Origin of the sequence: Pseudomonas sp. B3G-3 (genome assembly GCF_028640915.1) — a bacterium.
In the GTDB taxonomy this organism is placed as follows: Bacteria; Pseudomonadota; Gammaproteobacteria; order Pseudomonadales; family Pseudomonadaceae; genus Aquipseudomonas; species Aquipseudomonas chlororaphis_I.
Window position 1 is genome coordinate 76,131 of the sequence record NZ_JAQZAB010000118.1, and the last position, 13,756, is coordinate 89,886.

Consider the following 13,756-nt stretch of genomic DNA (forward strand, 5'->3'; position numbering starts at 1 on the left):
TCCTGGGCAAATCCAGGGGCAAAGCCCGCCAGCCTGATGCTGGCGGAGATTTAAAGCCAGGTCTTTACTCCCCCAATCGGTTCTAAGCCGATTCCCTCAGGAGATAACTAGATGAGCATAGTTCGGACAGCATTACCCTTGGTTCTGCTAACCAGTGTGTTGACTGGTTGCGCAGGTTTGCAGAAAACCGATTGGCCGACCTGCGCTGCTGTCGGGGGTGTCGGTGGGGCTGCGTTGGGCGCGATTGAAAGCTCGTCCTGGGCGGGATACGGCGCCTTGCTGGGCGCCGGCGTCGCGGCCGGTTATTGCTGGGTGCATGGAGATGGCGACGAAGACGGCGATGGCGTGCCGGACAGCCGCGACAAGTGCCCTGGCACGCCTAAAGGCGTGCAGGTGGACGCCAACGGTTGCCCGCCAGAACCTGTAGCCGTGGTCGAGGAAGTGGTGGTGGTCAAGGAAGAGACCATTGTCATCCGTGACGTGCACTTCGAATTCGACTCGGCCAAATTGACGGCCGCCGACAAAGCCAAGCTCGACACCATCGCCACGCGCCTGAAACAGGAAGCCCCGAGTGCGCAGTTGCGCGTGACCGGGCACACCGACAGCGTGGGCAGCGATGCCTACAACCAGCGCCTCTCGGAAAAACGCGCGCGTTCGGTGACCGAGTACCTGATCAGCGCGGGCGTACCCCGCAGCAGTTTCGTTTCGGTAGTCGGTGCCGGCGAGAGCCAACCGGTCGCGGATAACAAGACCGCCGACGGCCGGGCGATGAACCGGCGCACGGAAATCAAAATCAACCGCTGATTGCCAGGCGTGATTGCCTGGCATGGGCGGCTTGTGCAGCCGCCCATGCGGGTCTTTACTCCTGTGTGACCGGTATGGGCCGGTGACACAGGAGCATTCATGATGAGTCTTCTCGCGCGAGCCGCCTTGCCGGTTCTACTGCTCGGCAGCCTGCTCACAGGCTGCGCTACCCACAGTGACGGCACTGCCCCCCTCAACCAGCGTACGTGGCCAATCTGCAGCCTGCTCGGCGGCCTGGTGGGCGGTGGCCTGGGCGCCATTGAAAGCGGTGGCTGGGCCGCGGGTGGCGCGGCGCTCGGCCTGGTGACCGGTGGCTTGATCTGCTACGCCCAGGATGGCGACAAGGACGATGACGGCGTGTTCGACCGCCGTGACCGTTGCCCGGATACCCCGGCCAATACCCCGGTCGACAATCGTGGCTGCCCGTTGCCGCAATACCCGGCCGCACCCGCAGCCGAGCCGGCGGCGCAATCCGAGGTGATCACCCTCAGCGATCAGGGCGATGTGCTGTTTGCCTTCGACTCGACGGAACTGACACCCGAAGCGCAAAACCAGCTGCAGGGGCTGCTGGCCAAGCTTCAGGGTGCCGACGTGCAGAGCATCAAGGTGGTCGGCCACACCGACAGCCAAGGGACGGATGAATACAACCAGAAACTGTCCGAACGCCGCGCCAGCAGCGTCGTCGCATTCCTCCTGAGCCAGGGCCTGGCACCGGACAAACTGACCAGCCAGGGCAAGGGCGAGAGCGAGCCGGTCGCCGACAACGCCACCGAAGAAGGGCGGGCGCAGAACCGTCGGGTGGAGCTGCATATTCAGCGTTGATCACCAGGCGCCAGGGCGGCTTGGCAGGGAGCGGCGGGAGAATTTTCGCCGCCCTCTGGCTTATGCCTCGCCGAAGTCGTTACTGTGCGCGCAAAGAAAAACTCGCAAAGGGGGGCATATGAAGGTGTTTTGGGGGCTGGGCAAGTTGTTGACGCTGCTGTTCTGGTTGCTGGTGCTGGTCAATCTGGTCATCCCGCTGATCAATCCGATTCATCTGTTGATCAATCTGGCAGGCAGCCTGTTGCTGCTGACCCACCTGATGGAGCTGCTGCTGTTCAACGGCAGCCTCAAGGGCCGTGCCCACCCTTGGCGAGATCGCCTGCAGATCCTCCTGACCGGCATTTTCCATCTGCAGACCTTCAAGGCGGCGAAGCCCGTGGAGGTCGGCCATGCGTAAGCTCTGCCTGCTCGCCGTGCTATGCAGCCCACTGGTCCAGGCCCAGGTGGTGACGGTCGAGACCAACTCCCTGATGCGCCTGCCCAACACCACCAGCAGCCTGCAACTGGAGCGCCTGGAAGTGGCCGACTACGGCACCTTGCTGATCCCCTCCAATGTCACCGAGGTTAAGGTCGGCGAGTTGCGCCTGGGGCGTGAAGCGCGGATCACTATCGTTCCGGGCGAACAAAGCCTGCAGTTGAACGTCGCCCATGCCGACCTGGAGGCCGGCAGCCAGATCACCTCCCGCGGGGCTCCGGGGACTTACCAGAAGGCGGCCAAACCCGGGCGCAACCTGAATCTGCGTATCGCCTCGCTGCAGGCCGGGGAACTCTCGGTGGATGCACGCGGCGGCACTGGCGCGCCGGGTTATGTCGGCCTCGATGGCGCCAACGGCGAAGAGCCGGGGTGCACCTGGGGCCAGGCCGGGCGTGGCGCCGATGGCGACAACGGCGGTGACGGTCAGCCGGGGGCGGCGGGTGCCCAGGTGCGGGTCGAGCTGCCGCGCGATTACCCGGCAGAGCAGATCAAGGTCTGGGTCGATGGCGGGGCCGGCGGTGTGGCCGGTGCGGGCGGCAAACCCGGGGCCGGCGGCAAGTCCAAGGGCTGCTTCGTCTATCGCGCCGACGGTGGCAAGAGCGGCCGTCCTGGCGCCGAAGGCCATCCAGGGCCGGCAGGCCCCGCGGGTTCGGTCACGGTACAGCGCCTGTAAACAGTCCTTAAATAGGCGGCGCTGATTCCAGCGCCATCGCGGGCAAGTCGGATCGCCGCCCGCTCGCTCCAGCAGACAACACAACCCTGCAGGAGCGAGGCTTGCCCGCGATGCTTCTCCCGCTATCCGCCTTTAGAACATCGGCCGGGCCGCCGCCACGGCCACCAGCAACAAGCCAATGATCAGATTGATCCCCACCAATTTCCGAATATTGCCCAGGGTTGTGGCCCCCGCCGGCCAGTCCTCGGCCGCCACCGCCTGGCGCAGCGCTGGCAGCTGCAACGACTGGATCCGGATAAACAGCGCGGTCATCACCACATACAGGCCCATCATCACCTGCACATAGCGCGGTGCGGTCTCGAAGCCGCTGAACCGCAGGTGGATCAGGCCGACACCACTGATCGGCAACAGCACCACCGCGACCCAGACCCAGACGAAAAACCGTGGGAACACTTCTGCCCACAGCTTCAACCGCGCCGCCCCCTCAAGGGCGGCCACCGCCGCGGGACGCAACACCATCCAGGCGAAAAACATGCCGCCGACCCAGACCAGGGCGGCCAGGACATGCAGGGTGTAGGCAAGGGCAAAGGCTGTCATTCGGGTACTCCGTTCTGCGCGGGATGAATTAGCGGGGTATGATAGCGGCCGATCCGAACCACTGAAAATTTATCCAGCGTTTCTTGCGCCCGAAGAATCATGATCAGCAACGAACTCAAAACCACGATCCAGGGCGCCTACTCGCGTTTTCTCGAAGCCAAGAGCCTGAAACCGCGTTACGGCCAGCGCCTGATGATCGCCGAAGTGGCCAAGGTCCTGGGCGATGTCGACACCGACGACGAAGGCCGGCGTTCCGGCGACCCGGCCGTGGTGGCCGTGGAAGCCGGTACCGGTACCGGCAAGACCGTGGCCTACAGCCTGGCGGCGATCCCGACCGCCAAGGCCGCCGGCAAGCGCCTGGTGATCGCCACCGCCACCGTCGCCCTGCAGGAGCAGATCGTCTACAAGGATCTGCCCGACCTGATGCGCAACAGCGGGCTGAACTTCACCTTCTCCCTGGCCAAGGGCCGTGGTCGCTACATGTGCCTGTCCAAGCTCGACATGCTGCTGCAGGAAGGTCACGCGCAAACCGCCACCGCCCAGCTGTTCGAAGAAGAAGGCTTCAAGATCGAGGTCGACGAGGCCAGCCAGAAGCTGTTCACCAGCATGATCGAGAAGCTCGCCGGCAATAAATGGGACGGCGACCGCGACAGCTGGCCCACCGCCCTGGAAGACTCTGACTGGGCGCGCCTGACCACCGATCACAGCCAGTGCACCAACCGCCATTGCCCGAACTTCGGCCAGTGCGCCTTCTACAAGGCCCGCGAAGGCATGGGCAAGGTCGACGTGATCGTCACCAACCACGACATGGTCCTGGCCGACCTGGCCCTGGGTGGTGGTGCCGTATTGCCGGACCCGCGCGACACCCTCTATGTGTTCGACGAAGGCCACCACCTGCCGGACAAGGCCATCGGCCACTTCGCCCACTACACCCGCCTGCGTTCCACCGCCGACTGGCTGGAGCAGACCGCCAAGAACCTCACCAAGCTGCTGGCCCAGCACCCGCTGCCGGGCGACCTGGGCAAGCTGATCGAACAGGTGCCGGAGCTGGCGCGGGAGATCAAGACCCAGCAGCAGTTCATGTTCACCGCCTGCGAGCAACTGGCCGACTTCAAGACCGGCGAAGATATGGAAGGCCGCGAGCGGCCGCGCCATCGTTTCGTCGGCGGGCTGATCCCCGACCATATGCGGGAAATGGGCATCGAGCTGAAGAAAGGCTTCTCGCGCCTGACCGACCTGTTCACCCGCCTGACCGACCTGCTCAAGGAAGGCATGGACGGCGAGGTCAACATCGGCATCGCCAGCAACCAGGCCGAGGAGTGGTACCCGCTGTTCGGCAGCCTGTTGTCCCGCGCCTCGGGCAACTGGGAGCTGTGGACCGCCTTCACCACCGAAGACCCGGAAGACAACCCACCGATGGCGCGCTGGCTGACCCTGGCGGAAAGCGGCTCGCTGTTCGACATCGAGGTCAATGCCAGCCCGATCCTCGCTGCGGAGATGCTTCGTCGGAACCTGTGGAACGTGGCTTATGGCGCGCTCGTGACCTCCGCGACGCTGACCGCCCTGGGTACCTTCGATCGCTTCCGCATGCGTGCCGGGCTGCCGAAAAAGGCCGTGACCGCGGTGGTGCCCAGCCCCTTCCATCATGCCGACGCCGGGGTGCTGCGGGTCCCCGACCTGCGCGCCGACCCACGGGATGCGCCGGCCCACACCGCGGCGATCATCCGCGACCTGCCGGAGCTGGTGGAGGGCTCGCGGGGCACCCTGGTGCTGTTCTCGTCGCGCAAGCAGATGCAGGACGTGTTCGACGGCCTCGACCGCGACTGGCGCAAGCAGGTGTTCATTCAAGGCAACCTGTCGAAGCAGGAAACCCTGAACAAGCACAAGGCGCGGGTCGATGGCGGTGATTCCAGCGTGCTGTTCGGCCTGGCCAGCTTCGCCGAGGGCGTGGATTTGCCTGGTGCCTACTGCGAGCACGTGGTGATCGCCAAGATCCCGTTCTCGGTGCCGGACGATCCGGTGGAGGCCGCGCTGGCCGAGTGGATCGAAGCCAGGGGCGGCAACCCGTTCATGGAAATCTCGGTGCCGGACGCCTCGCTCAAGCTGGTCCAGGCCTGCGGCCGCCTGCTGCGTACCGAGCAGGACCGCGGCACCATCACCCTGCTGGACCGGCGCCTGGTCACCCAGCGTTATGGCAAGGCTATCCTCAATGCGTTGCCGCCGTTCCGCCGGGAAATTTCCTGAGCGCGGCCGGCCTGTGGGCCGGTCGCGTTGTCTATTGCAGTCACTGATTGCACACAGGCCGTTCATCGGTCGTTAAGGAGCACCAGGTCCCTATGATTCGCCGTTCGTTACCCGCTGTCCTTGCGCTGTTGTTCGCTACGCCGCTGCTTGCCGCGCCGGCAGGGCAACAGACGCTGTTCAACTTTGTCCGGCCTGCCGACGTGGTGCAGGTAGCGACACAGGATGCCAGCCTGCCGCAAGCCAACGCGGAGCAGACAGCCGAGGGCGAAGTGCTGCGCCGGGTGACGTTCAACCCGGCGATTCAGCCAAGCCTGCGCCTGACCCCGCAGACGGGCGCCTGGGACTGGTCGCAGTCCGGGGCCATGAGCCTGCGGATCCAGAGCGCGATGAACTGGGCCCTGACCCTGTACGTGAAGATCCAGAGCAATGACGGCAAGACCCTGCTCAGCCGCATCGACTTGCCGGCCGGCCCGGCGCAGACCCTGCTGGTGCCGCTGGTTGCCAGCTCGCCGCTGAGCCAGGGCATGAAGGCCGGCCCGCCGATGCCGATGACCTTCGAAGGCCAGCGCGTCTTGCTGGCCAGCAGCGAAGGCGAGCTGGACCGCAGCCAGGTGGTGTCGGTGACCTTGTCGATGGATCAGCCGAAAGCCGCCCAGAGCATCCTGCTCGAACGTTTTGGCGTGCAGGACGGCGAGGCGGTGGTCAAGGCGGCCTACGGTGGCCTGGTGGATGCCTATGGCCAGTCGACCCGGGCCAGGTGGCCGGAAAAGGTCGCCAGCGACGAGCAACTCAAGGCCGCCGCGACCAAGGAACAGCAGCAGCTGAAAACCTGGCTGGCCGAGCGCGAGCGTTCCTCCCTGGACACCTTCGGCGGCTGGAGCAACGGGCCAGCCTTCAAGGCCAGTGGCTTCTTCCGTACCGAGAAACGCGATGGCCGCTGGTATCTGGTGACGCCCCAGGGGCATCCGTTCTATTCCTTGGGGGTCAATGCGGTCACGGCGGACGACAGCCAGACTTATATCGCCGGCCGTGAATGGATGTTCTCGACACTGCCCAACGTCGGCGAACCGCTGGCCGGTTATTACGGCGAAGGCGACAACCGCGGCGGCAATGGCGCCGACCGGGGCCGCGCCTATAACGCCGGTCGCTGGTACGACTTCTATGGCGCCAACCTGCAACGCACCTACGGTGTGCCTTGCACCCCGGGCAGCGAAACCAAGGCCGGTGTGGCGGACGCCGCCAAGGCCGACGCCGAGGAGGCCCAGGCTGGGCAGGGCAGCGAACCGCCAGCCGCGGCACCTTGCCCTGTCGCGGCCCTGGACCAGAAGCGCTGGGCCAGCCACACCCTGGATCGCCTGCAAGCCTGGGGTTTCAACACCATCGGCAACTGGAGCGCGCCGGCGCTGGGCCTGAACGACCGTGTGCCCTACACCTTGCCACTGTCGATCGTCGGCGACTATGCAAGCATCAGCACCGGCACCGACTGGTGGGGCGGCATGCCCGATCCGTTCGATCCGCGTTTCGCCATGGCCACCGAGCGCGCCGTGGCCATTGCCGCCCGCGATCACCGTGACGATCCATGGTTGATCGGCTACTTCGCCGACAACGAACTGGCCTGGGCCGGCCCCGGCGATGACCCCAAGGCGCGTTATGCCCTGGCCTACGGCACATTGCGCATGACCACCGACGTGCCGGCCAAGCGCGCGTTCCTCAAGCAACTGCGCGACAAGTACCGCAACCAGGAGGGCCTGTCGAAGGCCTGGGGCATCAACCTGACCGCCTGGGAGCTGATGGAAGATCCGGGGTTCGAGCCGCCTTTGCCTAGCCCGGAGCATCCGGAGATCGAAGCCGACTTCAAATACTTCCAGAAGGTCTTTGCCGACACGTACTTCAAGACCATTTCCGATTCGCTGAAATGGCACGCGCCGAATCACCTGCTGCTGGGCGGACGCTTCGCCATCAGTACCCCCGAGGCGGTGGCGTCCTGTGCCCAGTACTGCGATGTGCTGAGCTTCAACATGTACACCCTCAAGCCGCAGGACGGTTACGACTTTGCCCGGCTGAACACGCTGGACAAGCCGGTCCTGATCACCGAGTTCAACTTCGGTTCCAGGGATCGCGGCCCGTTCTGGGGGGGCGTGACCGAGCTGGTGCGGGAGGAGGATCGCGGCCCGGCCTATGCCCAGTTCCTCAAGCAGGCGCTGAGCGAGCCGTCGATTGTCGGCGTGCACTGGTTCCAGTACCTCGATCAGCCGGTCACCGGTCGCCTGCTGGATGGCGAGAACGGCCATTTCGGCCTGGTGGGCATCACCGATGTGCCGTTCCAGGGTTTTGTCGACAGTGTGCGCAAGAGCAACCTGCAAGCCCTCGACCAGTTGGGCAAGGAAGCCGGGAAGGCCAAGGCAGAGGCCGACAAGGTCGCGGGTCATGCCGCCGACGGCGGCAAGCCGGGCCATGATGGCAAGGGCGCAGGGCAGGGCGGCGGCCATGCGGGTGGTCATTCGGCGAATGGCCATTGATCGCTGAGCCAGGCCTTTAGGGTACGGCTTCCCCGCGTGGGCCGGTCCGCCTCTACACTCACTCGTAGGGGCTGGCCGGCCCGCGCCGCGTTCAATGTCCGTCGATTTCTGAACAATTCTTCCGGTGGATCGCCGCCGGGCTCGCTTCTGTTCCCAAAACCCTCAAGGGCTGGAACAATGCGCACCACTTTGTAGAGCATGGTCCGGGGAGTTACGGGTGCAGATTCAGGGTCATTACGAGCTTAAGTTCGAAGCGGTGCGCGAAGCCTTCGCGGCCCTCTTCGAGGATCCCCAGGAACGCGGTGCGGCGTTGTGCATTCAGATCGGCGGGGAAACCGTGATCGACCTCTGGGCCGGCACCGCCGACAAGGACGGCAGCGAGGCCTGGCACTGCGATACCATCGCCAACCTGTTTTCCTGCACCAAGACCTTCACCGCGGTCACCGCCCTGCAACTGGTGGCCGAAGGCAAGTTGCAGCTGGACGCGCCGGTTGCCCGGTACTGGCCTGAATTCGCCGCGGCCGGCAAGGAAGCGATCACCCTGCGTCAGTTGCTCTGCCATCAGGCCGGGCTGCCGGCCTTGCGTGAGCTACTGGCGCCGGAAGCGCTCTACGACTGGCAAACCATGGTCGATGCCCTCGCGGCGCAAGCCCCTTGGTGGACGCCGGGCGAAGGCCACGGTTATGCGGCCATCACCTACGGCTGGCTGGTGGGCGAGTTGCTGCGTCGGGCTGACGGGCGCGGTCCCGGCGAGTCCATCGTGGCGCGGGTCGCCAGGCCGCTGGGGCTGGACTTTTTCGTTGGCCTGCCCGACGAGGAGTTTTACCGGGTGGCGCATATCGCCCGGGGCAAGGGCAATGTCGGCGACGCGGCCGCACAGCGCCTGCTGCAAGTGACCATGCGCGAACCCACGGCCATGACCACCCGAGCGTTCACCAACCCGCCGTCGATCATGACCAGTACCAACAAGCCGGAATGGCGGCGCATGCAACAGCCAGCGGCCAATGGCCATGGCAATGCCCGCAGCCTGGCCGGGTTCTACAGCGGCCTGCTCGATGGCAGCCTGCTGGAAGCGGACATGCTCGAAGAGCTGACCCGCGAACACAGCGTCGGCATGGACAAGACCCTGTTGACCCAGACCCGTTTCGGCCTGGGTTGCATGCTTGACCAGCCGCAGGTGGCCAACGCGACCTTCGGTCTCGGCCCTCGTGCGTTTGGTCATCCGGGAGCGGGTGGCTCCATCGGTTTTGCCGATCCTGAGTACGATGTGGCCTTCGGTTTTGTCACCAATACCCTGGGGCCATACGTGCTGATGGATCCAAGGGCGCAGAAGTTGGTGAGGGTTCTGTCGGATTGTCTGTAAAAAGGTTGCTGTCAGGATTTTTTTTGCCTAAACATGAGTAAAGGCATCAGAAAGGAACCCTGTGGCTTTTATACTTTCAAAGCGTCTGTTTGTACGGTTCGTAGAGACCGTAATTTTTGATCTCATTTTGTGGATATCCCATGTCGTCGAACAAGTCTTTAGCCTTGGCTCTTTGCCTCACTGTCACCGGTTGTGCACAAACTCCACAAAATGACGCAGAAGGAGGGCACTGGTGGTCTTTCGGTTCCGATAAGACCTCCAGCAAGGAAGCGGTGCAACCGGTAGCAAAAGCAGCTGCCAACGAAGTTTCCGCGGCCAAGTCCGCCGCCACCTCCACCGCCAAGTCCGCGACCGCTCCTGCCGCAGCCAAGGTCGAAACCGCAACCGCTTCCGCCGCTGCTCCGGCCGCCAAGGCCGAGACCACCAACTGGTGGTGGCCGTTCCCTTCCAAGGACGCGAGCAAAGACGCAGTCAAAGAGCCGCTAGCCGACGCCAAGGCCAAGGCGGACGCCGCGACCGCGGCGCCAAAGGTCGCCAAGACCGAGACCGGCAACTGGTGGTGGCCTTTCAACCAGCAGCCCACGTCTCCGACCAAGGCAGACGTGAAAGACATCCCTATGCCGGATCCAAAAATCACCCAGGCCTGGCTGGACGACTACGAGCCGCGCCTGCGTGAAGCCATCAAGGACAGCCGCCTGCAACTGGAGCGTCGCGAGAACACCCTGGTGGTGACCGCTCCGGTCGACGGTTCGTTCAACCCGGATCGCCCGGCCATGTTGCTGCCGGTCACCCTGAGCCCGTTCACTCGCGTGGCCAAGGCCGTGGGTACCGATGCCAAGACTTCCGTGCTGGTCCTGGGCCATGCCGACACCACTGGTGCCGCAGCGGCCAACCAGAAGCTGAGCCGTGATCGTGCGCAGTCCGTTGCCGCGATTTTCAGCCTCACTGGCCTCAAGCGTGATCGCCTGATGCTGCGTGGCATGGGTTCGGTCATGCCTCGCGCGGCCAACGACAGCGCCGAAGGTCGTGCGCTGAACCGTCGTGTGGAAATCATCGTCACCCAGCGCAGCACCATGCTGGCCCTGCTGAGCAAGTACAACCAGCCGACCCCGTCCGAGGCTGAACTGGTTGCCGTACAGGATGTGAAGTCGGTCGTTCCTGCTGCTTCCTCGAAGAAAGCCGTCGCCGCGAAGAAAGCCGCTCCGGCGAAAAAAGCCCCAGCCAAGAAGCCTGTGGCGAAGAAAGCCGTCGCCAAGAAAACCACCACTGCCAAGGCTCCGGCCAAGGCAGCGACCGAACAGGCGAAGAACTGATTCATCAGGCATCGGGCAAAAGGAACCAGCAATGACCCAGGGACTGGCGGACATGCGCCGCGACTACACCCGTGACGGACTGACCGAAGCCCAGGCTCCGGTCGAGCCCTTCACGCTGTTCCACCAGTGGTTCGCACAGGCGGTGAAAACCGAGCAGCCGCCTGTCGAGGCCAACGCCATGACCCTGGCGACCGTTGACGAAGAGGGGCGCCCTCATTGCCGCATCCTGCTGCTCAAGGGGCTGGATGCGCAGGGCTTCACCTTCTTCACCAACTACGACAGCGCCAAGGGGCAGCAATTGGCCGTACGGCCTTTTGCCGCCATGACTTTCTTCTGGCCGGCCCTGGAGCGCCAAGTGCGTATCGAGGGGCGGGTGGTCAAGGTCACCGCCGAGGAGTCCGATGCCTACTTCCAGGTCCGCCCGCTGGGCAGCCGCCTGGGCGCCTGGGCATCGCCGCAGAGCCAGGTGATCGCCGATCGCCAGGAACTGGAAGCCTTGCTCAAGAACACCGAGGAGCGCTTCAGCGATACCCAGCCCCATTGCCCCGAGCACTGGGGAGGTTATCGCCTGTTACCGGAGCGCATCGAGTTCTGGCAGGGGCGTGCCAGCCGTTTGCACGATCGCCTGAACTACCGCCTGCAAGGTGCCGACTGGGTGCGTGAGCGCCTGGCCCCCTGAACCCGAATCAGCTCATTCGCCGGGATAACCGGCCGCGGCGGCTTCAAGCCACTGTGGCAGGTCCCGGCGTTTTACTTTCTGGCGATGGGCATTCGCCAGCTGTTGCAGCATGAAGGATTTTTTCTTCTCGTCCCCGCCGGCCAGCGACAGCGCCAGGTCCCGGTCCATCCAGCGCTTGATCCGTACAGACAGCCACCAATGGAAGTACAGGCCGGCAACGGTGGTCACGACGATGATGAAGTAATCCATGGAAAATCCTTTGGTCGGTGGCGCAACTCGGGAAATAAGCGCTACCGTGTGAAGAGTTTTTATATGCATGCAGTCTGTACTGCTGCTGAATGGAACCAATTTTATCCGGGCGATGCCGTGACAGGCGTCAAGCTGCGGAGTTTAATGATTATCTGTCCTTTGGAGTTGATCCTATGCGTAAGTCTGTTTTGCTGGTTGCTTCCTTTTCCACGATGGCCATGTTGCTCACCGGTTGCCAATCCAACCTGTCCGGTGACTCTTACTCCCGTGACGAGGCGCGTCGCGTACAGACCGTTCGCATGGGCACCATCGAATCCCTGCGTCCGGTGAAAATCGAAGGCACCAAGACCCCGATCGGCGGCCTCGCCGGTGCAGCGGTCGGCGGCGTTGGCGGCAGCGCCATCGGCGGCGGCAAAGGCAGCATCGTGGCGGCGGTCATCGGTGCGGTGGCTGGCGGCCTGATCGGTTCCGCCACCGAGGAAGGCCTGACCCGTACCCAGGGCGTGGAAATCACCGTGCGTGAAGACGACGGCAGCATGCGTGCCTATGTACAACAAGTTGAACAAAACGAAGTGTTCCGCGTTGGCGAGCGCGTGCGCATCATGAGTGTCAACGGCACCAGCCGTGTTGCCCACTAAGGGTTAACCGCGACAAAACAAACCCCCGGCCAGGCAACTGGTCGGGGGTTTGTGTTTTCAGCCCTGGCAACGCCGGTGGTTATGCCGGCAATTGTGGGTTCTTGCGGCTGGCCGCGGCCGTTACGGCGTAGCCGATCAGGGCGGCGAAGAGCGAGCCGGTGAGGATGCCCATGCGGTCCATGCCAGCGTATTCGCTGCTGCCGGGCACGAAGGCCAGGGAGCCGACAAACAGGCTCATGGTGAAGCCGATCCCGCAGAGAATCGCCACGCCCAGCACCTGGCCCCAGTTGGCACCGCCGGGGAGGGCGGCCAGGCCCATCTTCACCGCCAGCCAGGTCAGGCCGAACACGCCGACGGTCTTGCCCAGCAGCAGGCCGATGGCGATGCCCATGGGCACGTAATGGGTGAAGCTTTCCACGGTAATGCCCTGCAGCGACAGGCCGGCATTGGCGAAGGCGAACAGCGGCAGGATGCCGTATGCCACCCATGGATGCAGCGCATGCTCCAGGCTCAGCAGCGGCGAAGGCTCGGCATTGCGGGTACGCAGCGGGATGCAGAACGCCAGGGTCACGCCGGCCAGGGTCGCGTGGACGCCACTCTTGAGCACGCAGACCCAGAGGATCAGGCCGATGATCATGTACGGCCCGAGCTTGACCACCCCCAAACGGTTCATCGCCACCAGCGCCACCAGGCAGGCCGCGGCGAGCATCAGCGACAGGGTCGACAGGGCGCCGGAGTAGAAAATCGCGATGACGATGATGGCCCCCAGGTCATCGATGATCGCCAGCGTCATCAAAAACAGTTTCAGCGACACCGGCACCCGCTTGCCCAGCAGGGCCAGCACGCCGAGGGCGAAGGCGATGTCGGTGGCCATGGGAATCGCCCAGCCGCTGAGCGCCGGCGGGTTGTCCTTGTTGAGGAACCAGTAGATCAGCGCCGGCACCACCATGCCGCCGATGGCGGCGGCGCCTGGCAGGACGATCTGCGAAGGCTTGGACAGGTGGCCGTCGAGGACCTCGCGCTTGACCTCCAGGCCGATCAGCAGGAAGAACATGGCCATCAGGCCGTCGTTGATCCACAGCAGCAGGGGCTTGGCGATTTTCAGGGCGCCGATCTGGGCGACCACGGGAGTGTCCAGCAGGCCGTTGTACAGCCAGGACAGCGGTGAGTTGTTGATGATCAGGGCAAGCACGGCAGCGGCAATCAATAACAGACCGCTGGCAGCTTCCAACTGAAAGAAACGCGTGAAAGTGCTACGCAGAGGCAAGGTCGCTCTCCATCAGAAAACTAAAAAGGTGGCACACCCTAACCCGTACTGTTAGTTGTTAAAACAAAAGTTATATTCTTTTTTGTTATATGCAGCAGAGCAGCGGCCCGCTG

General features: G+C 64.0%; 13 protein-coding genes. 10 read left to right on the plus strand and 3 right to left on the minus strand.

The genetic code is table 11. The annotated features are described in order from the left end of the window. The first annotated feature begins 111 nt into the window (after positions 1-111). The 4 genes from PVZ80_RS22805 (at position 112) to PVZ80_RS22820 (ending at position 2,774) form a co-directional block, all read left to right on the plus strand. Complete coding sequence (locus PVZ80_RS22805; RefSeq protein ID WP_124307791.1) at positions 112-804, plus strand: OmpA family protein; 693 nt, start codon at positions 112-114, stop codon at positions 802-804. A gap of 102 nt (positions 805-906) precedes the next feature. Continuing rightward, positions 907-1,626: an OmpA family protein gene (locus PVZ80_RS22810; protein ID WP_009047365.1), complete on the plus strand. Its 720-nt coding sequence runs from the start codon at positions 907-909 to the stop codon at positions 1,624-1,626. A 118-nt stretch (positions 1,627-1,744) separates the two neighbouring features. After that, entirely contained in the window at positions 1,745-2,023 is a 279-nt protein-coding gene (locus tag PVZ80_RS22815) for a DUF1145 domain-containing protein (RefSeq protein ID WP_041988919.1), read from the plus strand. Continuing rightward, positions 2,016-2,774, plus strand: a complete 759-nt coding sequence (locus tag PVZ80_RS22820; protein ID WP_041988917.1) for a hypothetical protein — start codon at positions 2,016-2,018, stop codon at positions 2,772-2,774. The genes PVZ80_RS22815 and PVZ80_RS22820 overlap by 8 nt, the downstream gene beginning before the upstream one ends. 132 nt (positions 2,775-2,906) lie before the next feature. On the opposite strand, the gene PVZ80_RS22825 is transcribed toward PVZ80_RS22820, so the two are convergent. Beyond that, on the minus strand, positions 2,907-3,371 hold the full coding sequence (locus PVZ80_RS22825) for a CopD family protein (protein ID WP_053268372.1): 465 nt from the start codon (positions 3,369-3,371) through the stop codon (positions 2,907-2,909). Between the two features lie 99 nt (positions 3,372-3,470). Between PVZ80_RS22825 and dinG the strand changes: the two genes are divergently transcribed. The 5 genes from dinG (at position 3,471) to pdxH (ending at position 11,489) form a co-directional block, all read left to right on the plus strand. Further along, positions 3,471-5,615, plus strand: a complete 2,145-nt coding sequence (gene dinG, locus PVZ80_RS22830; protein ID WP_016702043.1) for an ATP-dependent DNA helicase DinG — start codon at positions 3,471-3,473, stop codon at positions 5,613-5,615. A gap of 92 nt (positions 5,616-5,707) precedes the next feature. Beyond that, on the plus strand, positions 5,708-8,134 hold the full coding sequence (locus PVZ80_RS22835) for a beta-galactosidase (protein ID WP_273864589.1): 2,427 nt from the start codon (positions 5,708-5,710) through the stop codon (positions 8,132-8,134). A 217-nt stretch (positions 8,135-8,351) separates the two neighbouring features. Further along, on the plus strand, positions 8,352-9,497 hold the full coding sequence (locus tag PVZ80_RS22840) for an EstA family serine hydrolase (RefSeq protein ID WP_028681810.1): 1,146 nt from the start codon (positions 8,352-8,354) through the stop codon (positions 9,495-9,497). A gap of 140 nt (positions 9,498-9,637) precedes the next feature. Further along, a complete protein-coding gene (locus PVZ80_RS22845) occupies positions 9,638-10,810 on the plus strand; it encodes an OmpA family protein (protein WP_273864590.1) in 1,173 nt (390 codons plus the stop codon). Positions 10,811-10,841: 31 nt separating this feature from the next. Next, the gene (gene pdxH, locus PVZ80_RS22850) at positions 10,842-11,489 is read left to right on the plus strand and encodes a pyridoxamine 5'-phosphate oxidase (protein ID WP_038630777.1); all 648 of its coding nucleotides are present in this window, start codon (positions 10,842-10,844) and stop codon (positions 11,487-11,489) included. Positions 11,490-11,501: 12 nt separating this feature from the next. Here the strand turns inward: pdxH and PVZ80_RS22855 are convergent, their stop codons facing one another. Next, positions 11,502-11,738 (minus strand): hypothetical protein, encoded by a 237-nt coding sequence (locus PVZ80_RS22855; protein ID WP_110176262.1) that lies wholly within the window; start codon positions 11,736-11,738, stop codon positions 11,502-11,504. Between the two features lie 173 nt (positions 11,739-11,911). Between PVZ80_RS22855 and PVZ80_RS22860 the strand changes: the two genes are divergently transcribed. Continuing rightward, positions 11,912-12,376 carry a glycine zipper 2TM domain-containing protein gene (locus tag PVZ80_RS22860; protein WP_007923357.1) on the plus strand — a complete coding sequence of 155 codons (465 nt, stop codon included), beginning with the start codon at positions 11,912-11,914 and terminating at the stop codon, positions 12,374-12,376. Between the two features lie 79 nt (positions 12,377-12,455). Here PVZ80_RS22860 and nhaA read toward each other — a convergent pair whose 3' ends face one another. Next, positions 12,456-13,643: a Na+/H+ antiporter NhaA gene (nhaA, locus tag PVZ80_RS22865; protein WP_009047375.1), complete on the minus strand. Its 1,188-nt coding sequence runs from the start codon at positions 13,641-13,643 to the stop codon at positions 12,456-12,458. Positions 13,644-13,756: the final 113 nt, after the last annotated feature.